General features: G+C 36.8%; 20 protein-coding genes. 12 read left to right on the forward strand and 8 right to left on the reverse strand.

Annotated elements, in window-relative coordinates; all coding sequences use genetic code 11:
- Positions 1 to 6: 6 nt before the first annotated feature.
- Entirely contained in the window at positions 7 to 297 is a 291-nt protein-coding gene (locus AC07N0_RS02275; protein WP_494587944.1) for a YciI family protein, read from the reverse strand.
- Positions 298 to 504: 207 nt separating this feature from the next.
- Here AC07N0_RS02275 and AC07N0_RS02280 point away from each other — a divergent pair, with 207 nt between their 5' ends.
- Complete coding sequence (locus AC07N0_RS02280; RefSeq protein ID WP_492800617.1) at positions 505 to 1,077, forward strand: Crp/Fnr family transcriptional regulator; 573 nt, start codon at positions 505 to 507, stop codon at positions 1,075 to 1,077.
- 40 nt (positions 1,078 to 1,117) lie between these two features.
- On the opposite strand, the gene rocD is transcribed toward AC07N0_RS02280, so the two are convergent.
- The gene (gene rocD, locus AC07N0_RS02285) at positions 1,118 to 2,368 is read right to left on the reverse strand and encodes an ornithine--oxo-acid transaminase (protein WP_494587945.1); all 1,251 of its coding nucleotides are present in this window, start codon (positions 2,366 to 2,368) and stop codon (positions 1,118 to 1,120) included.
- Between the two features lie 363 nt (positions 2,369 to 2,731).
- On the opposite strand from rocD, the gene AC07N0_RS02290 reads away from it, so the two are divergent.
- Both AC07N0_RS02290 and AC07N0_RS02295 read left to right on the forward strand, forming a co-directional pair.
- The gene (locus AC07N0_RS02290; protein ID WP_492800619.1) at positions 2,732 to 2,902 is read left to right on the forward strand and encodes a C1orf53 family protein; all 171 of its coding nucleotides are present in this window, start codon (positions 2,732 to 2,734) and stop codon (positions 2,900 to 2,902) included.
- 168 nt (positions 2,903 to 3,070) lie between these two features.
- Positions 3,071 to 3,460 carry a hypothetical protein gene (locus AC07N0_RS02295; RefSeq protein ID WP_494587946.1) on the forward strand — a complete coding sequence of 130 codons (390 nt, stop codon included), beginning with the start codon at positions 3,071 to 3,073 and terminating at the stop codon, positions 3,458 to 3,460.
- A 77-nt stretch (positions 3,461 to 3,537) separates the two neighbouring features.
- On the opposite strand, the gene AC07N0_RS02300 is transcribed toward AC07N0_RS02295, so the two are convergent.
- Entirely contained in the window at positions 3,538 to 4,620 is a 1,083-nt protein-coding gene (locus tag AC07N0_RS02300; protein ID WP_494587947.1) for a hypothetical protein, read from the reverse strand.
- Between the two features lie 85 nt (positions 4,621 to 4,705).
- A complete protein-coding gene (locus AC07N0_RS02305) occupies positions 4,706 to 5,845 on the reverse strand; it encodes a helix-turn-helix domain-containing protein (protein ID WP_494587948.1) in 1,140 nt (379 codons plus the stop codon).
- A gap of 121 nt (positions 5,846 to 5,966) precedes the next feature.
- On the opposite strand from AC07N0_RS02305, the gene AC07N0_RS02310 reads away from it, so the two are divergent.
- Both AC07N0_RS02310 and AC07N0_RS02315 read left to right on the forward strand, forming a co-directional pair.
- A complete protein-coding gene (locus AC07N0_RS02310; protein ID WP_494587949.1) occupies positions 5,967 to 6,485 on the forward strand; it encodes a GNAT family N-acetyltransferase in 519 nt (172 codons plus the stop codon).
- A 12-nt stretch (positions 6,486 to 6,497) separates the two neighbouring features.
- Positions 6,498 to 7,037 carry a P-loop NTPase family protein gene (locus tag AC07N0_RS02315; RefSeq protein ID WP_494587950.1) on the forward strand — a complete coding sequence of 180 codons (540 nt, stop codon included), beginning with the start codon at positions 6,498 to 6,500 and terminating at the stop codon, positions 7,035 to 7,037.
- Positions 7,038 to 7,075: 38 nt separating this feature from the next.
- Here the strand turns inward: AC07N0_RS02315 and AC07N0_RS02320 are convergent, their stop codons facing one another.
- Positions 7,076 to 8,557, reverse strand: coding sequence for a DUF7133 domain-containing protein (locus AC07N0_RS02320; RefSeq protein ID WP_494587951.1), 1,482 nt, complete (start codon positions 8,555 to 8,557; stop codon positions 7,076 to 7,078).
- A 44-nt stretch (positions 8,558 to 8,601) separates the two neighbouring features.
- Positions 8,602 to 9,696, reverse strand: coding sequence for a plastocyanin/azurin family copper-binding protein (locus AC07N0_RS02325; protein WP_494587952.1), 1,095 nt, complete (start codon positions 9,694 to 9,696; stop codon positions 8,602 to 8,604).
- A gap of 256 nt (positions 9,697 to 9,952) precedes the next feature.
- Here AC07N0_RS02325 and AC07N0_RS02330 point away from each other — a divergent pair, with 256 nt between their 5' ends.
- The 3 genes from AC07N0_RS02330 to AC07N0_RS02340 all read left to right on the forward strand — a co-directional run bounded on the left by AC07N0_RS02330 (position 9,953) and on the right by AC07N0_RS02340 (position 11,791).
- Positions 9,953 to 10,723, forward strand: coding sequence for a helix-turn-helix domain-containing protein (locus AC07N0_RS02330; protein WP_494587953.1), 771 nt, complete (start codon positions 9,953 to 9,955; stop codon positions 10,721 to 10,723).
- Positions 10,724 to 10,790: 67 nt separating this feature from the next.
- Positions 10,791 to 11,183: a DUF1398 domain-containing protein gene (locus AC07N0_RS02335; protein ID WP_494587954.1), complete on the forward strand. Its 393-nt coding sequence runs from the start codon at positions 10,791 to 10,793 to the stop codon at positions 11,181 to 11,183.
- 155 nt (positions 11,184 to 11,338) lie between these two features.
- Entirely contained in the window at positions 11,339 to 11,791 is a 453-nt protein-coding gene (locus AC07N0_RS02340) for a DUF1569 domain-containing protein (protein ID WP_494587955.1), read from the forward strand.
- Between the two features lie 219 nt (positions 11,792 to 12,010).
- On the opposite strand, the gene AC07N0_RS02345 is transcribed toward AC07N0_RS02340, so the two are convergent.
- Together AC07N0_RS02345 and AC07N0_RS02350 are read right to left on the reverse strand one after the other, a co-directional pair.
- A complete protein-coding gene (locus AC07N0_RS02345; protein ID WP_494587956.1) occupies positions 12,011 to 13,945 on the reverse strand; it encodes a DsbA family protein in 1,935 nt (644 codons plus the stop codon).
- Positions 13,942 to 15,111 (reverse strand): pyridoxal phosphate-dependent aminotransferase, encoded by a 1,170-nt coding sequence (locus AC07N0_RS02350; protein WP_494587957.1) that lies wholly within the window; start codon positions 15,109 to 15,111, stop codon positions 13,942 to 13,944. The genes AC07N0_RS02345 and AC07N0_RS02350 overlap by 4 nt, the downstream gene beginning before the upstream one ends.
- Positions 15,112 to 15,560: 449 nt before the next feature.
- Here AC07N0_RS02350 and AC07N0_RS02355 point away from each other — a divergent pair, with 449 nt between their 5' ends.
- The 4 genes from AC07N0_RS02355 to AC07N0_RS02370 all read left to right on the forward strand — a co-directional run bounded on the left by AC07N0_RS02355 (position 15,561) and on the right by AC07N0_RS02370 (position 22,984).
- Positions 15,561 to 16,148 (forward strand): RNA polymerase sigma-70 factor, encoded by a 588-nt coding sequence (locus AC07N0_RS02355; protein ID WP_492800632.1) that lies wholly within the window; start codon positions 15,561 to 15,563, stop codon positions 16,146 to 16,148.
- A 106-nt stretch (positions 16,149 to 16,254) separates the two neighbouring features.
- A complete protein-coding gene (locus AC07N0_RS02360) occupies positions 16,255 to 17,292 on the forward strand; it encodes a FecR family protein (RefSeq protein WP_494587958.1) in 1,038 nt (345 codons plus the stop codon).
- Positions 17,293 to 17,472: 180 nt separating this feature from the next.
- Positions 17,473 to 21,090 carry a SusC/RagA family TonB-linked outer membrane protein gene (locus AC07N0_RS02365; protein ID WP_494587959.1) on the forward strand — a complete coding sequence of 1,206 codons (3,618 nt, stop codon included), beginning with the start codon at positions 17,473 to 17,475 and terminating at the stop codon, positions 21,088 to 21,090.
- Positions 21,091 to 21,169: 79 nt separating this feature from the next.
- Positions 21,170 to 22,984: a RagB/SusD family nutrient uptake outer membrane protein gene (locus AC07N0_RS02370; protein ID WP_494587960.1), complete on the forward strand. Its 1,815-nt coding sequence runs from the start codon at positions 21,170 to 21,172 to the stop codon at positions 22,982 to 22,984.
- Position 22,985: the final 1 nt, after the last annotated feature.

Below are 22,985 nucleotides of genomic sequence, written 5' to 3' on the forward strand. Positions count from 1 at the left end.
CTATTGTTACACATTAGCTACTCTGAAAGGATGTATTGCTGTTTTGAGCCACACTCCCATCGTATTATAAGGATCATTATTAAACCAATCTTGAAAAGCTGTTTCAGTTTCAAACTGGACAATCATTGTTGAGCCAATCATTTGTTGTGACTCATCCAACATTGCACCTCCCATCAAGAAATTTCCGTTTTCTTTTAGCTTTTTTACACACTCTAAATGATAAGGACGAGCCACTAATCTACGATTAAGTGCCTCACTGTCTGTTCCATCAAAAGCATAAATTACGTACTGTAACATTTTATTTATCATTTATAATGTGACTTTATTAAAATATTGGTGTCCAAAATAAATATTAATGCAACTCCACATACCATTGTGATTTCTATCAATAACATAGTATTGCCCTAGAAATTAGCAATGTTGCTCTAAAAAATTGCTTGAACATTCAATTTATTGCGAAGTTGCATCATTTAACGCAAATCATCAACCTTATAAGCCCAGCACATGAGAGATAATTTAATAGCATTTGTGCGCAAGTACGTTAATTTTTCTGATGAAGATATTGAATTTGCTCAACCTTATTTCACTGATGTTATTTTAAAAAAAGGTGGTTTTTGGGTAAAAAAAGGTGAATACAATGCCGATGTTGCTTTTATTAATAAAGGCATGTTACGGTCTTATTTCATTAAAGATAATGTAGATATCACTTACGATTTAAGCTTTGAAGATCAAATCATAACCAGTACGGCATCTTATTCCCAAGGCTTGCCTAGCATAGACTATATTCAAGCCATAGAGGATTGTGATTTATGTGCGATAACAAAAATCAATCTTGACTTTTTATATTCACATTCGCCCAAATGGGAGCGTCTGGGAAGGGTTTTGTATCAGAACTATACTGTTCAGCAAGAAATAAGGCTACGTTCTTTTATTTCGGAAACAGCACGAGAACGCTATGAAGCATTATCGAAACATAAACCAGAGCTATTGAGGCGAACACCTCAGATATACTTGGCTAATTATTTAGGCATTACGCCACAGTCACTTAGTAGATTGAGAAGAGAAATCACGAAATAATAACAGAGGCTCATGCATCAAGCAATGAGCCTCTGTTATGTTATTCCCAATTCAATATTACTTTTTCTATAATATCACAGGCTTCGTTCATTTGTGCTTCGGTAATGACCAAAGGCGGCGCAAATCGAATTTTGTTTCCGTGAGTTGGTTTGGCAAGTAAACCGTTATTTTTAAATGCTACACACAACTCCCAAGCCGTTTCACTTTCTTCATCAGTGTTTATTTCAATGGCGTTTAATAAGCCTTTCCCTCTGACTAACCTTACTAAATCAGGACGCTCGTCAATTAGCTTTGTCATCCTTTTTCTGAAGACCTCCCCCATTTTCATGGCATTGTCTGCTAAATTCTCCTCTTTAACTACTGTCAAAGCAGCAATTGCCACCGCACAAGCCAAGGGGTTTCCTCCATAAGTAGAGCCGTGTTCACCTGGTTTGATTGTCAGCATGATTTCATCTCTGCAAAAAACAGCCGACACAGGATAAGTGCCTCCAGAAAGAGCTTTCCCCAAAATTAGGATATCGGGCTGAAAATCTTCGTAGTCGCAAGCCAATCGTTTTCCTGTACGAGCAATACCCGTCTGCACTTCATCAGCAATAAATAATACATTTTTTTCACGACACATTTCATAGGCTTTTTTTAAATAGCCTTCGTCTGGTACGACAACCCCAGCTTCACCTTGGATGGGTTCAACCATAAAACCTGCGACATTAGGGTCTTTCAAAACCTCTGCCAATGCCTCTAAGTCGTTATAAGGAATGATTTCGTACCCTGGTAGAAGCGGACCATAATCAGCATAACTAGAAGGGTCTGTTGATGATGAGATAGCTGCAAGCGTGCGTCCCCAAAAATTACCTGCTGCATACACAGTCTTAGCCTGATTCTGCGGAATACCTTTTACCTTATAAGCCCATTTACGAGTAAGTTTCAAGGCTGTCTCCCCTCCTTCTGCACCAGAGTTCATCATCAATACTTTATCGTAACCGAAATATTCGCACAGAAATTTCTCACAAATCCCTAATTGGTCGCTATAAAAAGCCCGAGAAGTGAGTGTAAGTTTTTGTGCTTGTTCAATCAGAGCTTGAACAATTTTTGGATGACAATGCCCTTGGTTTACGGCACTATAAGCTGAAAGAAAATCGAAATATCGTTTATTGTCTACATCCCATACAAATACGCCTTCGCCTCTTTGAAGGACAACTGGCATTGGATGATAATTATGTGCGCCGAAACGGTCTTCTAACTGCATCGCTTTCTCTGAAGCCGATGCAGTACTTAGTGATTGTACTGTCATTGTGATTAATTGGTGATTGAGTGAGTTGTGAATGAATGATTTTAAAATCTACCATTCAGCATCATTGAACATAAATACTAAAGACGATGAGTAATTAGCAATCATTCAATCCGGATAAACCAATGATGTACAAAATAAGTACGAATACAGAAAGAATACGGTGAATTTTACAGAAGTGACCATACAATGAGCTTGTCGTAAACACACGATTAGTAATACGTTTGTTGGAACGTATTACAAAATGTTGGTATTTAGGATAAAAATCATTCATGGTTAAAAGATTCTCTATTTATTTTTAAATGAGAATAGCCCAAATCTACAAAATATTGAACATTTTACAAAATTAGCTGTTGATTAAATACCATGAAGAAAACCAGCGCACAAAACGATAATAATCCAACTGAATTAACAACCGATGACTTTTATATTAATGAAAATGGCTTCATGGTTTTTACTGAGGCTTATCATTTAAAAAGAGGTTATTGTTGTAAAAATGGTTGCAAACATTGCCCTTATGGGTTTAAAAAAGAATAAGATTATTCAAATGTTTATTTAAAGAAAAAATTGACAAAATCTCTATTTACAACTACTAGGTTATTTAATAAAGAATGAATATTTTTATGCAAGTATTAAAGTGACAGTTGAGTTTTTGATAAAATTTTGACAGATTTTGAAATATCGATAAACCAATCAAAATATGCTATGAAAACGAAATCTACTTTGCTATTAGCGGCAAGCTTATTATTCTTTGTATTATTATCCTGCAAAAACGATACTAATACACCACTCGACAATGACCCCAACGCAGTGATAGTTTGTGGCACAAAAGACCCTGTAAATGATTTGAAGTGGTTATCTGATAAAATGAAAGTTTTAGAGGGTGGCTCTACCTTAAATGGAGTTGTGCTTTTTGAATATAATAACAACAAAGTAATTGAGATTCAGTGTTCAGTGTGTTCTTCCACAAATATTCATCAGTATAATTGCGATGGGACGAAGTTTGATTTTACGAATGCTAATAATTTTAATGATTATTTGAAAAATAGGACGAAAATCAAAATTCTATATGGTACTGAAATATGGAAAATGTAAAATCATTCATTGAGTCAGTCCATTTTCAACGTTAACCCTCTTTGGGAGCGTTAACGTTGAAAATGGATTGAATATCATTAGTTTATTCTTTGCATTATTACTCGAAGAGAGTCTTTTCCCATTTTACCTGACATCAACATTTGTTGAGTACCTTCTAATTGACTTAGTGTTGCCCTAAGTACTGCTACATTTTCAGGGCTTTGTTCAAATACGACGTTGATTTTCTTTTGTGTGCTATCAAAATCATAATGCCCAATTTTGCGATAATTGGTACTATTAAACTCAAAAACGCATAAATCGTTAATATCAAAATATATTTTGGTAAGCCTAGCAGCTTGATAAGAAGAATCTGTAGGGAAAAATTCACTTTTACCTTTGAAGGATTTCACCTCATAAGTACCTCTTATTATTTCATTTTGCGTGGGTTCGTTTTCAAGACGATATACAAATAGAAAAGCCAACACAATAATCGAAAGCTTGATTATAATTTTAGTAAAATTACTGTTGATAATACTAGTGCTTTCTTCACCCTTTTTCTGGAAAAAGAACAGCATAATTTTATCAATATCTAACAGTAAACAGTACGACAAAGCAATTACTATTATCACAGATTGCATCAAAGCACCTGCATTCATTCCATAAAATAGATTAATCAATAAAATATTGAGCATCACTGGAAACAAAATAAATATCCCAAGTAATTGAGTTTTACGAAATAGTAGCAAAAGAGAGCCTCCTATCTGCATCAGGGCTACGATACAGCCAAATGAATATGAGTAGCCAAAATAATACCAAGTAAGCCATTCGCCTGAGAGCTGACTCATGGGAATATCAGCAATGTGTTGTGGTACTACGAACTGTTGTCCAAAGATTTTTTTCCACCCAAAACTCGCTATGTTAAAAGCTAAGGCATAGCGGATAAAGGCAAGAACGAATGTGGATTGTTGTGGTAAAGCCTCCATTTTATCCTTGGTTTTAAAATGCCAGACAAAGGCATAAGTGATTGAGGCTATCAAACAAAATCCTGCTAGACCAAAGACCATTGGTGGACTAATCCAAATAGGACGTTTGTCTCTGCCCACAAGCAAAATGTCTGCACACAAGATGATGCCCAATATAAAACAGGCAGAAAATTGCTGAAAGAATGATTTGAACTGCATAAGTGAAATGAGTATTAAAAATTAGAATTTAGGCCAAAACACAGGGTTTTGAACTAGAGATTCTACTCAAATCACGATTTGATGACTACTCTTGAGATTTTTTTTGAAACATAGTGGGCGTCATGCCAGTAACCTGTTTGAATGAACGCTGAAAAGTGGGCAATGAATTAAACCCAACATCATAAGCAATGCTAAGAATGGTTAAATGGTTATTTTGAGGATTTAATAACCGTTGCTTGGCGTCTTCTATCCTGTATTCATTGATATACTCACCAAAGCCTTTGTTGAGTACCTGATTACAAATTGCCGAAATAACTTTTGGCGTTAAGCCAGTAAGTTCTGAAACCTTAGTAAGATTTAAGGTTGGATTCAAGTAACATTTTTCTTGTTCCATCACCCTTCTGAGTTGCTCTATAGCTTCGCTTACCTGCTTGTCATCCAACACATCAAGGATAGATTGATTCGTTTTTTGTTTGTCAATTCTAATGATGCTGATGTTATGAAAACCCATAAAAGCTATCCAGTACATTACAAAAGATAACCAACATTCGAGGGGCAAATAAAATTGCGTGTTATTTTCTTGATGCAATAAAACACTTCCATAGATGGTAAAAGACCAGATAATGAGTGTCCCTAAAAAAACGTGGAGCAATAAGGTTAACCATCGATGAATAATCGCATTTTCTTCTTTGATATCTTCCCCCAAAATGGTATCCGATTGCCATTGCCGTAGTATTTGATAAGATTTAAACAGAAACCATGCGAAAACGATAATCATTAAATTACGTTCTATGTTAATGGTATTTCTGTAAATCATAAATAACTGAGGACGGTGTATTTCATCAATAATATTGAAGGTAATTAATAAGAAGAAAACCAAATTGACACCGAAACAAATTAAGGCAGGTATAAAATACACCCATTTGCGCTGTCCTAGAGTTTCCGTACCAATGGTATTACTAACTACATACAAAAATAGAAGTGGACCAATACAGTAAATATGAACTAAGGGAATGTAATTATCAATAAAGAAAAAGTTATTGGCCTTACCAAGGGTAAACATTAAAATCTCGAAACTATTGTAGGCAAAAATAAGGATAAGCCAAGCTAAAAAATATTGCTTGATAGGGCTATTCCGCCTTGAAAAAAACAAAATACTACTCAATATTAAGGCTTGTAACAACCCTAAAAATATGATAAAACTAATGATAGGAATATTGAGCATACATTATAACTAAGCTTTTTGGTAAATATAATGAGAATCATCCTCAATCAATTATTCATTTAAATAATGTATTAATTTTGTCAGTAGAACAATCAACGAAAATATCTCTTCTTCTATCAACATGAACAAAATTCTATCAACTGAAAGGCTCATTTTAAGAGAATACACCCTTGACGATACCCAATTTGTTATTCAATTATTAAATACTGAAGGCTGGTTAGCCTTTATTGGTGACAAAAATGTTCGTACTGAAGATGAAGCCAAAACATATTTATTGAATGGACCAATAAAGAGTTATGCTGAAAATGGTTATGGATTGAGCTTAGTAGCCACCAAAGATGGCTTAACACCCATTGGAATGTGTGGATTAATTAAAAGAGACAATCTTGATTGTCCTGATATTGGTTTTGCCTTCTTACCTGAATTTATGGGCAAAGGTTATGCGTTTGAAATAGCGGATGCTATCATTACTTATGCCAAAAATACCTTGAAATTACCACGCGTTTATGGCATAACGATGCCCGAAAACGAGCATTCTAAAAGGCTTTTACAGAAAATCGGGCTGAGTTATCAGAAAATGTATTCTTTCCCGAATCAGGAAGAGAAATTGATGCTATTATGCAACGAGTTTAGTCAATAATCTCTCATTGAAATGAAAATCCACATTTTTGGGGCATCGTCTAGTGGAGTAACTACGCTAGGAAGTGCGCTATCTCAACAACTGAATATTCCTTATTTTGATAGTGATGAATATTATTGGGAAAAGTCTGACCCTCCGTTTACCGTCAGGAGAAATCCGTCCGATAGGACTTTGATGATAAAACATGATATTCAACAGGCTAACGATTGGATTTTGGGTGGTTCGATAATCAGTTGGGGAGATATTTTCCCAAGCTTTGATTTAATCGTTTTCTTGTGGGTACCTCCGCATATCAGGATGGAAAGGCTTAAAGAAAGAGAGTTTAGTCGCTACGGAAATATTATTTATACCGACCCTAGTAGAATAAAACAATACAAAGATTTCATGGCTTGGGCAGCCGACTACGACAATCATACAGGCATTGCTACCCGAACATTAAAGGCACATGAAAATTGGCTACAACAAATTACTAGTCCAGCTTTAGCAATACGAGGCGATTTTACTACCGAACAAAGAATTGACCTGATATTAAACAAGCTATCTGAATTGTAAGCTTACTCACAATTCAGATAGTTTGTTTAATTACTTTTCTACTTCAATTGATTTAAAGTATAGCAAATTATATTATTGAATAAATACTTGCCATCACTGGTTTGTAAATCACCAGTTTTCAGTTCATAAACATAGCCAGCTTTTAATTCTGCTAATTCCAAAGATACCTTTTTACCATCTGCTGAAACCTTGATTGATTTCACGGGTACGTCTTGTACATCAAACTGTTTTGACCCATAAGCCTGATGGTACTCGTAATAAAAACGTCGGAATTTATAATTGAGTAACTCTTGTGCTTTGGCTGGGTCAAGTGGTAACGAGAAAGTTAAATCAAAACCTGTTTTAGTCAGATTCATCGCCATAATATCCAAATGATTTTTTCCTTTCCACGTAATACGTTGAATCCCTCTTGCTCCTACCCAACCGTGGTCGTTCTGTCCTACCCAAAGACTTCCATCTGGAGCAAAAGCCAAACGATTATTACCAATTCTCATTTTTGAACTAAAATTCAATGGAATACAAGCTCCCTGCATGGCACTGCCGACTTCTTCCATCAATAGGCGAATCACATATTTATGGTCCATGTCGCCAATCAACATTTGTCCGCCAAACATTCCAAATTTTCCTCCCGTATTTTCCAAAACTGGTTGTGTGGGCGAATTGGCAAAATAGCCATGCGGGAACTGAATAGACTCTTTTACTCGCATACTATCCAATTGGGCAACTGGCAAATTAATCGGCACAACTCGTGGAAAATCTTCTTTCCAGATTAAGCCAGCAGGATGTCCATAAAACTTACCTTCTTCTACATGGAATAACTTACTAGTTCCTAACCAATCACCTTGGTTATCAGACACTAGTAATCTTCCTTGAGCATCAAAGCCCAACCCATTAGGCGAGCGGAAACCTACTGCATAAGGTTTTAGGATACCATCTTTCCCTAATTTCATAATCCAGCCACGGTATGGCACACAAGAATACATACGCCCAGGACGAGAAAGCGAATCGTATGTCCCACGAATTTCATTTCTAATCCCTGCTCCATTAGACGCCAAATTTAGGGCAATAAATAAATTGCCTTGTTTATCGGCGATTGGACCAAAAGCAAATTCATGATAATTGCCCGACATCCCAAAATCATCCGTTACTGTTTGGTATTCATCGGCAACGCCATCACCATCGGTATCTTTTACCCTAGTAAGTTCTGGACGTTGCATGATTAAAATTTCATGATTATTAATCACCATCATTCCCAATGGTTCGTGTAAGCCTTCGGCAAACATCTTCCATTGCTTAGTCTTCTGGTTATACATCATTACTTCACCACGGTGAAAACAGGCTACAAAACGCCCATCGGGCATAAAACCTATGGCACCCGTTTCGGCTACTAAGCCATCAGGCAAGGTGATATTTTCTACTTCATAATAATTAGCCGCCGAATCTTTGGGCACAGAAACTTGTGCTGAAAGGCTCGTGGTAAAAAATAGTAAACAAAAAAACCAGCTGAAATGGGTTTTCACCCGACTACAGTATTGCGTTATGTTGTGAAGACGATTGATATTTTTCATTTTTTCATGGAAATACTAAGACGTTGTACATTGGCAGGAATCCTGAGTGTGCCTTTATTGAATTTACCTTGCTTACTTTGGTAAACGATGCCATCATCAGTATTTACTAAAAAGTAAAGTGTTTGTTTATTGTTCTTAAACGTAAAGTCTCTTATTAGGCTTTTGCCATCACCGCTCAATCGGATGGTTTCAGTCACTTCTACTTTATCTAAAGTATATTTAAAAGAGGGAAGTCTTTTAGTAAGTTTATATCCTTTGAAATCAACCTGCGGAATAGTCTTAACATTGCCCATTCTGAAAGGGAAATTGATATTATCACGCCAATATATTTCACCAACTACTTTGGTTAATTTACTCCCATTACCTTTCCATTGCTCCGAGTTATCCACAAATCCACCCGACCAAGCGTATCTGAGATAACACTTTCCTGCATCAAAACAATAGGATTCTGTCGCTGTCAAGCCTACTGCAATAGCCGCTGGGCCACAATCTGGCATAAACGTTCTATACAACAATGGATATTTTAAAGCGAATGGATGTGGTGAAGGCATTTCCATGTGGTGCCCTTCGTGACTAACTACTGTGGCCGTTTTTTGTCGCTGGGCATCGGGCACATTTAGGTCTTTTTCTAAAGGAGGTAATGCTTTAGTGATAGCATAAATAGCTCCATACATCACATAACCATGCCCAGGATAAGTACACACATAAGGGTAAATACCTTCTTTTTCCAATAAAAAGGTAATGGTATCCATTCTCCCTGGTTCTAGGATTTTGGTATTGGCAATGATTAATGATGAGTTGGGCACATAATCCATACTCGCACCTTTATCCCCTAGTTTTAAGGACTCCTCTACTACTTTCAATCTGGCATTTGGTTTGGTTACCACCATGTTGTGTGCCATATCATCATGATTATCCAGTATTATCGTCAATCGGGTATTAGGTTGTACAGCAAATCGAGGCAAATCGAATTGTAGTCCCCCTAAAACTTTAACAGTTATCGTGGTATCTTTTTGAGAAAAGCCATGTAAGCTTGTCACTAATAAGCTACACAACAAACCTAAACGAATCATTTTTATATTTTTTAGCATTTCTGAAGCAAAGGAAAATATATTCAATAAATTTCAAGACGTAAATTAAGCATGATAGCGTAATTTCTCTTCATGCATTGTAGGCTTTAATCATAGTTTATAATAATGAAATGTTAAGATTTCCCTTTTAAATGACTGTGTATTAACGTTCCAACATTTATTTTGTATATAAAGATAAGTACATCGAAAATCTAATGGTTTGAAAAAAGATAAACGCTAACATTGCATTTATTTCCCTTCTTAATCTAGTTGAAAGATGAAATTTGAAAAGATACTTCCATCTGCTTTACTGAAACCATACATCAAACATTTGGTCATTTCAGAAGCCTCAGAAGAGCAAACCTACAAGGTTTTCCCTTCTACTGGGCTAGTGATGGGTTTTCAATACCGAGGACGTCTAGCTTATCTGACCAAAGATGGGGAAAATCCATTAGCTAACACGGGTATTACTGGTTTGCAAGATGGTTTCAGGGTTTTCAAAAGTAATCCAAACATTGGGTCTGTATTAGTTTTTTTTAATGAAATCGGGGCTTCTTATTTCTTAAAAACACCCATCAACGAATTATATACCGAAAGTGTTTCGCTCGAACATTTTATCAATCGATATGATTTAGAAAAAGTTGAAGAAGCTTTGAGTACAGCCGAAAGCGATGAATACAGAATCTATATCATTGAGCAATTTCTACTGGCTAGAATCATCGAAAAAAAAGATGACAAACTAGTGATAAAAGCCATCCAGTATATCTACCATTCAAAAGGTAACATTAAAATAAAAGCATTGTCTGAACTACTTTGTATCAGCCAAAGTCCCTTTGAAAAACGTTTCCGACAGTTGGTTGGTACATCTCCCAAGAAATTTGCTTCTATTGTCAGGTTTCATGCCGTATTAGACAGCCTAAATCAGGTAAAATCTCTGACCGAAATCTGTTTTGAAAACAACTATTTCGACCAAGCACATTTTATCAAAGACTTTAAACATTTTACGGGTGAAACACCCGAAAAATTTATCAAGAAGAACGATAAGTAAACGATTTTTTACAATTTCAAGCCAAGGAAAACTGCCAAATTTGCATCACATTTAAACGCAAAAAGACATGCTTACAATCGATCAAATTAAAGAGACTCACTCAAAAGTAAAAAGTGGAGCAGATTTTCCGCAGTATATTCAAAACCTTATTGACTTAGGATTAATTGGCTATGACCATTACGTTTGTGATGGTCACTCAAAATACTATGGAAAAGATAACTTTCAAATTCAATCTGAAGCCAAATATGCCCTCTTGGAAATAGCTCCAACAGGTAATATTGAAGCGTTAAAAGATGCTTTAAAAATTCACCAAGCTGGCGGAACTGATTACTTGACATTCTGTAGTCAATCAGCAGAAGCAGGTGTTGAAAAATGGACACTTGATATGAAAAAAATGACTTGCGTATATTATGATAAAAATGGCATTGAAATGTTAACAGAGGTAGTACCTACTGTGTAGGATTATTTTATACTTGCCTGATTTTTAGAAGGATTTTGAATTAATCACATAGGTTTTAAAACAAAATCTTAATTTTAAAATAACCTGTCAATTTGGCTATTTTTCATATCTTTATAAAAACGAAAAGTAAACCATCCTAAATTAATTGACAGATAATGAAAAGTGTATTTAACCAAACCGAAACCACCGAGCTTCTAGCACGCATGGACAAATTAAGTCCCGATTCCACTGCACTGTGGGGTAAAATGAATGTTGGGCAAATGTTGGCTCATTGCAACGTTACTTACGAACTTGTGTATGAAGACAAATACCCAAAGCCTAATTTTTTCATGAAGACTATTTTGAAGCTAATGGTTAAAAGCACTGTTGTTAGCGAAAAACCATACAAGAAAAATAGTCCTACTGCACCAATGTTTATCATCAGAGAATCAAAAGATTTTGAAGCAGAAAAAACTCGTTTGAAAGACCATATCAATAAAACATTGGACTTGGGCGAAAACTATTTCAATGGCAAAGAGTCACACTCTTTCGGAGTATTAACTATACAAGAATGGAATAATATGTTTTATAAACACCTCGACCATCACCTTAGTCAGTTTGGAGTATGATTTAGAGTTGTGAATTGTGAGTAATGAGTCGTCAGCTATCGGTAGTCGGCTTTCTGTTTATGCCCTTAGGTGTCAGCGTTAGTTTAAAGCTTTGATTTTTCACTTACGCTTAATACTAATTTTAGTATCAAAAAAGCGGTCAAAAAATCAATTTTGACCGCTTTTTTGGTTAAGCTACCACTAAAATTACTTAAAATTCCTATTTTTGAGATATTATCACTAATAATTTGCCAATTTACTTTTCCAAATTATTCCGTTTTTGCTTTCATATTTATCGATAAATCCTTTTTCAAATAAGTCTGCTAATGTACCATTAGTTTCTTCCATAGAAGTACTACTTAAAAACGAAAACTCTTTACTAGTCATTGTCGAGAAATTGGTAAACAAGAATATTGGGTCGGTATCAAACGTTCTTTTCTGTGCATGAGGCACCAATTGATGGATAATGCCTTCTAAATATTCATATTCTTGATAATCTTTACTGATGATTTGTTCATTTTCAAGATTTCTAAAGATAAGCGTTGGCAATACACCCACCTGCATATTCTGGGCTAAAATCAAATCTTCTTTAAATGCTTCTTGTGCTTTATTTTCATAATCATAGACAAAACGTGCAGAATCTAATCCTACGTCAAAGGCCGCCTTTTCCAAATAAGCCATATCAACAATGTTTTTCTTTTCAAGGAACAACATTTCTTTGATACGCCTTAAAAACAGTAAAGCTAAGTCTGCATCTTGCATCTGAGCGGCTTTGAAAGCAATAGAAGGCGGATAAGAAGATGGCAGTGGGTCTTCAATCCAAATATCACCATCAAGTGGGATACCATGAATCATACATACTTCTTCCCAATGTGGCGCCACATCCGACGGTTTGGTAATAGGCCCACGTTCGTATTCATCCCATGATGGCAGTAAACCTCCCATGCGGTAGTCAATCTGAATATAGGCTCCGTACTCTAACTTCAACTTTCTGAGTAATGGCTGCACTACCCAACAAGTAGAACAAATAGGGTCGGTGAAATACTGAATATCTATTAGTTTTTCAGTATGGGCATCTCTGTCTTCCTTTTTGGTAATCAAAGGCACTACCATTTTATCACCATCTACATCGAGTGGATTCAAAAATAGCTCTTTTAGCTCTCTACCCAGATAAATATGTTTCTTAATATCATCCTTACGCTCGTCATAATATGCCTGAAAAGCCTCTTCAACATTGTTCAATGATAACAGCTTTTCAGTCAGTTTTTTAGCATCTAAGATAGCATTGGTTGTTCCTGCACTGGTAAAAGGCAGCGCCAAATGGGCGGCATCACCAATCAATACTACATTATCAGCATGAAATTTAGGAAGTAAGCCAAAATCACGAGTATTCCAGATATAACTCGTGCTGAAATCGTTCGTAGATAATAATTCTGTCACTACTGGCGGAAAATCTGCCAATTGATAATTACAAAATGCTTTGAGTTCATCGGGGGTACAGCCTTGGTCACAATCTGCTTCAGCCACACTGTATTGCATAAACCAAACAAAGTCTTTTTCTGAGACAGGAATCATCCCAAAGCTTAGTCCACGGTTACAGCTCTGGTATTTCGTAAATATATTTTGGTGCGAAGTCCCCAGTTTTTCATTTGTACAAATCCCTACTACTTCTTTTACTTCAACGGGTGTGTAATTGACAGCCCCTAACGTTGCTTCCCGTACTTCCGAATTTCCGCCATCTGCTCCTACAAAAACATCGCCATATTCTATTTCACCATTGGTGAAATAAGCAGCCACAGCTTTGCCGTTTTCGTAAATAAAATGAGAGAATATTCTTCCTGTTTTTAGTTGTTCTTTCGGAAACAAATCATACAAAAACTGTATCAAGTCTTTGCGTTTGATACAACGCCAAAGATTCAGTTTTTGCTTTTTTACTTGTCTTCCATCTTGTTTATTTAAACTAAAAGCACCGATTTCTTCTCCAGGGAGATTGATTTCAGTGTTGGCATTTAATTCATTTAAAATCGACCATCCATCTATGTGCATTAAAAATGCATGTCCACGGGTAGTCATTTGCTTAAACTTCTCGTTTACAACAACATCTATATTATTTTTTCTGAGTAAGAGTCCCAGTGTTAGGCCTGCAACTCCTCCGCCAATAATTACTACTTTCATAATGCGTTTAATACTATTTTAGTTTGTGAGAGTGCTTGAGTAAGGATTTCATTTGATGTAGCAAAGCTCAAACGAATGTATCCATCTGCACCTGCACCGAACCATTCTTTTAGTCCAGGAACAACGGCTACTTTGGCTTCATTCAAGAGTAGTTCATGAATTTCCTTACTTGTTTTGCCTGTTCCTGTAATATTAGCAAAAGCGACATAACACCCTTCGGGGGCAATACAGCTTACACCTTTCATACTGTTGAGTTCTGTTACACAAAGTTGTTTCATTTGATGTAGATGTTCAACAAAGGCTTTCAACCAATAGTCGCATTCATTCAAGGCGGTAGTAGCTGCTATTTGACCAATTACATTGGCTCCGTGTACGGTAGATTGGTGTAACGACACTTTGATAAGCTTATCAAAATGTGATTGATTGGAGGCCATCACCGAGCCTATCCGTAGGCCAGCTAAACCGTATGATTTACTATAACCAGTAACGGTCACAGTTCGTTCCCGAATAGCTTCATCAAGTGATGCTATACTTGTGTAGGTATGTGGATTGTAAACAATATCACTCCAAATTTCATCTGACAAAATCGTCAAGTTGTGTTTGCAAGCAATCTTACCTAGTTGGAGTAGTTCTTCTCTGGTAAACACTTTCCCCGTTGGGTTAAGCGGATTACACAAACAAATTAAGCGTGTTTTGGGCGTAATTAATTTCTCAAGCTCTTCAAAATCAACTTTTTCTGTACCCGCAGGAATGGCAAAAGAAACTGCCTTTCCTCCTACTGTTTCGACAGAATATCTGAAAAGAAAATCGACAGGGTCAAATATAATGGCTTCATCATTGGGCGCCAAAAAAGCCTGACACACTACGTAAATACCGAAAGCAGCACTATCCACAGGAAAAATATAGGCTGGCTTAGCAGGTATATTTCTTTTATCCTGAAAAAAAGTAGCCACGCTTTCTTTAAAATCGGGCAGTCCATCGGGCGGGCCATAGCATAAATAGCGGTCTTTTACAAAACGTGTAATGGCCTCAGCAATTTCTGGAGCACTCGGGAAGTCTGGGTCAGCAGCTGTAAGGGGGATAACGCCTTGTGGCACAGTTGCCCATCTTAAATTGTATGCACGTTGTTTTAAAATCTCTAAATTGACAGAGGTACTATCAAACATTGAATATTGGGTTGGCGGTTTATTCTAGTTTTGCTGAATGATATCTAAGAACCAGCAAATAACGTTTGGCAGCTCTTTGATATTGTCTGGATGCTAAATATGTTGAATAAATGTAGAATTTACAATTTTATGCTCACTTTTCTTTCAATAATTACCATTTGTTCATACGCTGTAATTTTTATCAGTATTCATTTTGTATTTGGCTTAACAATTTTTTTAAAATTTATTAATAATGCACATTCCATTGTTTCAGTGCTATTAATAAGAAATGGTTTATCTCTTTTAGGACGATTTTATGAATAAATATAAATGAAGAATTGGTCGAAATTATGATATGGAAACGTTGTCGGGAACGATTGCGTAAAAATTTAAGCTAAAACATTGGATATTGTAATTGCTTAATCATACTTTTGAAAATAATTTTTTTAATAATAATTATTACTTTTCTTATGTACAGACCCCTCAAAGCTTCAAGTGATACAGAATTACTCGGTCTTTTGCTGGAAGACAACGAAGCTGCTTTTGAGGAAATTTATAGAAGATACTTCCAAAAGCTCCATGCGTTAGCTAAACGTAGGCTGTATGACAGCCAACAAACCGAAGATATTATCCATGATTTGTTTTTGAACCTTTGGCTCAATCGTCAGAAAATTCAGATTGACTCCCTTCCCAACTACCTCATGCGTAGTGTAAAGTACAGGATTTTAGATGCCCTTGATCACCATACCGTCAAACAAAATTTTCTGGATTATCAATTACACATCGACCAGAGTTCTAACATCACCGAAGAGAATATTCTTTATGCAGATGCCATGCGTTTGTATCAAGAAAACCTTGTGGTATTACCTGAAAGATGCCGTGAGGTATTCTTATTGAGTAGAGCAGGTGTATCTCAGAAAGAAATTGCTATCCAATTGGGTATTTCAGAAAATACCGTAGAAAACCATATTGCCAAAGCTTTACGCTTATTGAAGTCTCGCATGGCTGAATTTATCAGCCCAAATATGCTGTTTCCTTTCCTTTTCTTCTTTTTTTAAAATTATTTTAAAAAAAAATCATATTCAAGTAGTGGAACTATTTCTCTTGACCGACATCTAGGTTAAGGAGTAAATAGTATTTTATTAATAAAAAATAAAAATAAACATGAACCAAGGTGAATTCAAGGATGATGATGAAATCATCAATTCGCTCCGACAAAAATATACTCCTGATGAAATCAAAAAACTGCTGGATTGGTACAATGCCTTCGACGATAAGCAAGACATCGTAAAAGAAACTGAATTGGAAGATAGTATTTGGGATACATTACAGAAAGAGATAGACGAATCTCAAGCAGTAATAGAACTGTCCGTTCCTTTATTCAAACGCAAAGCTTTTGTTTGGTCTGTTGTGGCTATTGCAGCGAGCTTATTAATGGTATGGGGATGGTTTTGGTTACCTCAAGAAGAATCTGATATGCAGGCAATGGTTGGCTTCAAAGATGTTCCACAACAAGAGCTTGTACTTTGGCAATCTTTTACCAATACCACTAAAGCCATTCATGAATTACCACTTCCAGATGGCAGTAAGGTATGGTTGAATCCAGCGACGACAATTCTTTATAAGATTGTAAAAAATGCAGCGACCAGAGAAGTTTATTTAGAAGGTGAGGCTTTTTTCGATGTAAAACCTAATAAAGAACAACCTTTCTATGTAAAAAACAAAGGGCTGAATGTGGTAGTACTAGGAACAAGTTTTAATGTGGTAGCCTCTTCTAAAGATGCAAAATATGAGGTTTCGGTGGTGACGGGCAAAGTAAAAGTAAAATATCAAGACCCCGAGAATAGCGAGCGTTTCAACCAAGTAATCATTACGCCACAACAACAGGTAGTGATTCAGAAAGAAGAAAACACGTTAGAGACCCACGATTTGACACTCGAAAAAAGTAAACATCGACAACTCTGGGAACCTGTCAGTATCAGTTTTGATGAAGTAATATTAGATAAGGTTTTAGAAAAATTAGAACAAGAATATGGCATGACCATCCGTACACCAAACATGGACATTCGGAAATGTGAACTGTTTGCCAATTTCAACAACCAACGCTTGCCTGTTATCATGGATATTATTTGTAGCTCTATTAATGCTACTTATCAGATAGAAGGCAATGAAATTACGATTATCGGTGAAGGCTGTTTGTAATCCTAAACAACATTTTTCATCAAATAGTGTACTCAGAAAAGTAAAAACAATCAATACAAATTAGTAAAAAAAAGGGCTTGAAGTGTTACTAGCACCCAAGCCCGAGAATTACCCCAATCATTTCCTAGGTGATTAAAGAGTAACGTAGATTTCAAACACAAAATCGTACAAAGCAAATTTATGGAAAAACATTTTATTAAGACAACATTTTTCAAAATCATGAGGATGACTGTCATTCAGTTGGCCATTGCTATAGCTTTCATGGTGGCATCTTATGCCAAAGAAGCCAAAGCACAGGAAGTTTTAGCCAAAACCGTGACTGTTTCTATAAAAAACAGCACAATAAAAGGTGTTCTCAAGGAACTTGAGAAAGAATCTGGCGTGTCTTTTGTTTTTAGTTCTAAAAACAGCATCGCACAAGCTACCAATCTTACTTTGACGGCTAATAACGAAAGCCTAAAAAACATATTGAGCCGTTTTTTACCACCCCTCAATATTGGTTATAAAGTTGTTCACAACGCCATTATATTAACGCCTATGACTGAGGAGAAGGTAGTGCTACCCTCCACAGTCGAGCTGCCCATGCCCACGGCGACTATATCCGCCGACGCTACTGTTAAAGGTAAAGTGGTGGATTCAGAGACAGGCGAAACACTTCCTGGCGTAACGGTAAAAGTAAAAGGTACTACTGCAGGTACAACCACGGATGCTTCAGGGAAATACAGTATTTCTGTGGCCAAAGGTGCAGTCTTGGTGTTTTCATTCATTGGGATGAAAACGCAGGAAGTAAGTGTGGATGGTCGCTCAGAAGTAAATGTTTCGCTTGCTCCAGACAACAGTATGTTGGCCGAAGTAGCCGTCGTAAGTGATGGTTATGGTTTGGTAAAGAAAACAGACAATACGGGTTCAGTAGCGAGTATGTCAGCAAGAGATTTAAAGAATATCCCTATCACTAGTGCTGCACAAGCCATGACTGGCCGTATGGCTGGGGTAAGTGTAGTTACTACTGATGGTTCGCCCGATGCTGATGTTGTTATTCGTGTGCGTGGAGGGGGGTCTATCACACAAGATAATTCGCCTTTGTATGTGGTGGATGGTTTTATTGTGAATAGTATCAAAGATGTGCCACCGTCTGATATCGAAAGTATCAACGTACTAAAAGATGCTGCCGCCACAGCTATTTATGGTGCTCAGGCTTCAAATGGTGTAGTGGTTATTACTACTAAAAAGCCTCGTCCAGGTCGTACTACGGTATCATACAATGGTTTTATGCAGTTTAAAACGTTGCCATCTGACAGAGCCTACAAAGTGCTTTCGCCGTATGAATACGTGTTGGTAAACTATGAAAGAGCTAAGCTAAAAACCTCTACTGATGTTGCCAATATGGAGAAGTTTTTCGGAAAGTATGGTGACTATGATTTGTATCAAAATCAAAAAGGTACAAACTGGCAAGACGAACTTTTTGGTGCGCCACGTACTACACAGTCGCATAACTTAAGCATCAGTGGTGGTAACGAAAATACTACGATGAGCTTGAGTATCACGAACAACACTGACCAAGGTCTTTTGACGGGTTCGGGCTATACTCGTAACGTTATAAACTTTAAAATCAACCAAACGATTTCTAAGAAATTAAAGTTTGATGCTTCTACACGTGTTACAAATACTGTTATCGATGGTGCGGGTACTTCGGGTTCGGCTCAATTAAATATCAAAGATGCCGTTCAGACAAGACCAACAAACGGTATTGCTGACCAATTGGATATTGATTTAAGTACAGCAGGAACTGACGACGACTTTGCTTCTTTCTTGTTGGCGCTTGTTAATCCTAAAAAATTAGTATCACAAGATTGGCGTAAAAAAACTACGCAAGACTATGTTTTTAACGCAGGACTAAGCTGGGCGATTATCAAAGATCTTACTTTAAAATCAACCATTACGGGCTCAAAACAATTTGATAAATCTTTACGTTACTACGGCCCATTAACAGGCGAATCTTTCAATAATGGTAGTAGCTTACCTATCGGAGAAAAAACAGTGAATGAAAACGATTCTTTCCGTTGGTTGAATACTTTAAGCTACCAAATGCCAAGTTTGGGTGCACATAAACTTGACTTTTTATTAGGACACGAGGTTTACGCAATAGGTGGCAATCAAAGCTTTATTCGTACAGAAGACTTTAGAGCATCTATTACACCAGAAGAACTTTTTGCGAATATGTCTTTCGGTCGTACAGACCGTCAGTATACTACTGAAAACACTGATATCAATCGTGTTTCTGGGTTTGGTCGTATCAACTACCAATTCAAAGACCGTTATTTGGCAGCCATTACTTTTAGAGCAGATGCTTCTAGTAAATTCAGTGCTGAAAATCGTGTAGGTTTATTCCCTGCATTGGCATTAGGCTGGAAATTGTCGGAAACTAAATTGTTCAAACAAATAAAAGGATTAGACGAGTTGAAAATCCGTGCAAGTTATGGTGCAACAGGTAACGACCGTATCGATGCTACTGCTACAAAATTATTGTTTGAGGCTACTACACTCCGTGGACCTGGTTTTGGAAATGTTGATAACGTTTATTATACTCCTACTGGAACTACGTTGTACAACCCTAATTTGGTTTGGGAAACTACTATCAACAAGAACTTAGGACTTGACTTCGCTTTCTTCAAACAACGCATTGTAGGTAGCTTGGATTTATACCAAAACACTACGAAAGATTTATTACTTCAATCAGCGATTCCGTCAAGTTCTGGCTTTACCAAACAATGGAACAATGTGGGTAGTACATCCAACAAAGGTATCGAGCTATCACTTACTGGATATATCATCGACAAAGCGGATGTTTCTTTCTCTGCCAATTTTAACTTTGGTATCAACAGAGCAAAAGTGGAAGCATTGGACGGTACTACTGAACGTTTCTTCCAATCAAACTGGGCAAGTACTGACTTAAGAGAACAAGATGACTTCTATGTAAAAGTAGGTGGAACATTAGGTGATATTTATGGTTATGTGTCGGATGGTTTCTATACAACCAATGACTTTTCGGGATATGATGCAGCAACAAAAAGATATACCCTAAAAGAAGGCGTTACCAATTCTACATCAACTACTGGTAATACCGCTATCAGACCGGGTTTTATGAAACTGAAAGACCTTAACGGTGATGGCGTGATTAATAGCTTAGACCGTAGAGTTATCGGTAATACGCTTCCAAAAGCTCAGGGTGGTTTTGGTTTCAATGGTCGCTATAAAGGCCTTGATGCTTCTATATTCTTCAACTGGTCGTATGGTAATAGTGTATACAATACTGGGAAAATTCAGTATAATCAATTCCGTCGTGTTACTTATGGTAACTTAACGAACGACATGAGCATTGATAATCGCTTCACTTACCTAGACGTTGACGGAAAATATACAGGAACTCCTGGTGAAATCGTAACAAACTTATCCCAATTAGCAGAACTAAACGCTAACAAAACGATATGGTCTCCTTTAGGTTTTGGAGATGCACAAGCTGTAATGAGCGACTGGGCTGTAGAAGATGGTTCTTTCATCCGTTTGAACAACTTGAACATTGGGTATTCTTTACCTAAAAAATGGATTGCAAAACTTGGTATGTCGCAATTAAGAGTTTATGCAACGGGTAACAACCTTTATCTATGGACGAAATATTCTGGCTATGACCCTGAGGTAAGTACAACAAGAAGTACCTATTCGGGCTTAACACCGGGCGTAGATTATTCATCTTTCCCTAGAAGCCGTTCTTATACTTTCGGAGTAAATATTACTTTTTAATTAATTGTAACACTTATTCTAATAGAGGTAATCAACATCAATCACTGAACGTTTTTACGAACAGTTAATGTCAATAATTATGAAAAAGAAATTAGTAATTCTCGCGGTATTGTCAATGTTTATGACATCCTGCAAAGACTTTTTAGAACCAGATTCTCTATCAACTTTCGATACAAATTATATTTATTCAAACGTAGATGATGCCCGCAAGGGAGTAAATGCCATCTATGAGTCTTTTGGACAAGATGCTTTTCGTTCAAGACTTTCGAATAATATGGCGGGGAATACCGACATCGAACACCAAAGTGGTTGGTCGAGCACGGCAGACCGTTACCAAATTTGGGATTTAACTGCTGTTGCCACCAATGCTGACTTGCGTATTGTATGGAATGCGGCCTATACCGCTATCAGAAACTGTAATGTTGCTATCGAAGGCATCGAAGCTAGTTCGGCATTAAATTCTACTGATGTTGCTACTTCTAAAAAAATGTATAACATGCTTGGCGAAGCTTATACTATCCGTGCTTACTGGTATAGTATGTTAACATTTTATTTTGGCGATGTGCCAAACGTTCGTGTGGCACCTAAAGCTGGTAATGACTTCTTTTTACCGAAAGAAGACCGAAACGTAATTTTAGGACAGGTTATTAAAGATTTGATTGATATTGAAGGAAAAATGTCTTGGGCTGACCAAACTAGCTACGGAATCGAGCAAATTAACCGTGAATATACCTTAGGAATGATTGCTCGTTTAGCCTTACAAAGAGGAGGATATTACCTTACTCCTGCCTTGGCAATGGAACGTAAACCTGATTATTTAGACTATTACAAAATTGCAAAAGAGTATTCTGAAAAATTAATCACGCTGAAAGACCGTCCTTTACCTACTGATTTCAGACAAGTATTTTTGAATGAATCGAAATTTGTAACTCCAACTAACAGTGATATTTTATTTGAAGTGCCCTTTGCCAATGGTAATGGTGACGTAGGCTGGAACATCGGTATCACAGTAGATGGTGGAACAACTGCGGCTCACAGTTATGGTTCAGGAAGTAATTATATGGCTATTCCTCCTAATTATTATTTCTCATTTGATACCCTTGATATTCGTCGCGATGTAACTTGTGCCTTATACAAAATCAATACAAGTGGACAAGCTATTTTTGTAAACAATTCGATGAACATTGCTCAAGGTAAATGGAGTCGTTGGTTTTTAGATAAAGCTCCTGGTGCTTCTACTGCTAAAGGTACGGGTATCAACTGGCCAATGTTGCGTTATTCAGATGTATTGTTGATGTTGGCTGAGGCTGAAAATGAAATTAATGGACCGACTTCTGTTGCACAAGAAGCGTTAAAAAGAGTACGCCAAAGAGCTTTTGATTCGAAATATTGGCCAGAAAAAGTTACTAGCTATGTAGCGAACATTTCGGGAAGTAAGCAAGCATTCTTCGATGCGATTGTGAATGAAAGAGCTTGGGAATTTGGTGGTGAAATGATTCGTAAATATGAATTGATTCGTTGGAATTTGTATGCTAAAAAGGCACAAGAAACCGTTACGGCGATTAAAGAAATGGGCGACGCCGCATTGACTGGTACAGGAAAATACTCAGAATTACCAGATTATATGTACTGGAAAAGAGATGCAAGTGGCAATTTCAAAGTATTGAATCCAAGCCGTAGATATGTGGGTGTTCCAGATGCTACTTGGACGAGGGTTTCGTTCTTAGCGAGTTTAAAACCAACAGCTACTACTTATCAAGACTGGATTACAAAAGACTGGGATAAGTATTATAACGGACCAGTACCTGGCGTATCACGATACATTTTCCCTATTCCAGCAGAAGCTATTACAAACAGCCAAGGGAAATTACTGAATGATGGATACCAGTTCTAGG

Source organism: Arcicella sp. GW821-FHT09D11, assembly GCF_059416265.1.

Excerpts from the sequence above, each read along its gene's own strand:
- AC07N0_RS02275 (WP_494587944.1), bottom strand. The coding sequence starts at position 297 with ATGTTACAGTACGTAATTTATGCTTTTGATGGAACAGACAGTGAGGCA.
- AC07N0_RS02335 (WP_494587954.1), top strand. The coding sequence starts at position 10,791 with ATGCTTACAATCGATCAAATTAAAGAGACTCACTCAAAAGTAAAAAGT.
- AC07N0_RS02370 (WP_494587960.1), top strand. The coding sequence starts at position 21,170 with ATGAAAAAGAAATTAGTAATTCTCGCGGTATTGTCAATGTTTATGACA.
- AC07N0_RS02345 (WP_494587956.1), bottom strand. The coding sequence starts at position 13,945 with ATGAAAGTAGTAATTATTGGCGGAGGAGTTGCAGGCCTAACACTGGGA.
- AC07N0_RS02350 (WP_494587957.1), bottom strand. The coding sequence starts at position 15,111 with ATGTTTGATAGTACCTCTGTCAATTTAGAGATTTTAAAACAACGTGCA.
- AC07N0_RS02280 (WP_492800617.1), top strand. The coding sequence starts at position 505 with ATGAGAGATAATTTAATAGCATTTGTGCGCAAGTACGTTAATTTTTCT.
- AC07N0_RS02355 (WP_492800632.1), top strand. The coding sequence starts at position 15,561 with ATGTACAGACCCCTCAAAGCTTCAAGTGATACAGAATTACTCGGTCTT.
- AC07N0_RS02325 (WP_494587952.1), bottom strand. The coding sequence starts at position 9,696 with ATGCTAAAAAATATAAAAATGATTCGTTTAGGTTTGTTGTGTAGCTTA.
- AC07N0_RS02340 (WP_494587955.1), top strand. The coding sequence starts at position 11,339 with ATGAAAAGTGTATTTAACCAAACCGAAACCACCGAGCTTCTAGCACGC.
- AC07N0_RS02360 (WP_494587958.1), top strand. The coding sequence starts at position 16,255 with ATGAACCAAGGTGAATTCAAGGATGATGATGAAATCATCAATTCGCTC.
- AC07N0_RS02330 (WP_494587953.1), top strand. The coding sequence starts at position 9,953 with ATGAAATTTGAAAAGATACTTCCATCTGCTTTACTGAAACCATACATC.
- AC07N0_RS02315 (WP_494587950.1), top strand. The coding sequence starts at position 6,498 with ATGAAAATCCACATTTTTGGGGCATCGTCTAGTGGAGTAACTACGCTA.
- AC07N0_RS02300 (WP_494587947.1), bottom strand. The coding sequence starts at position 4,620 with ATGCAGTTCAAATCATTCTTTCAGCAATTTTCTGCCTGTTTTATATTG.
- AC07N0_RS02290 (WP_492800619.1), top strand. The coding sequence starts at position 2,732 with ATGAAGAAAACCAGCGCACAAAACGATAATAATCCAACTGAATTAACA.
- AC07N0_RS02310 (WP_494587949.1), top strand. The coding sequence starts at position 5,967 with ATGAACAAAATTCTATCAACTGAAAGGCTCATTTTAAGAGAATACACC.
- rocD (WP_494587945.1), bottom strand. The coding sequence starts at position 2,368 with ATGACAGTACAATCACTAAGTACTGCATCGGCTTCAGAGAAAGCGATG.
- AC07N0_RS02305 (WP_494587948.1), bottom strand. The coding sequence starts at position 5,845 with ATGCTCAATATTCCTATCATTAGTTTTATCATATTTTTAGGGTTGTTA.
- AC07N0_RS02365 (WP_494587959.1), top strand. The coding sequence starts at position 17,473 with ATGGAAAAACATTTTATTAAGACAACATTTTTCAAAATCATGAGGATG.
- AC07N0_RS02295 (WP_494587946.1), top strand. The coding sequence starts at position 3,071 with ATGAAAACGAAATCTACTTTGCTATTAGCGGCAAGCTTATTATTCTTT.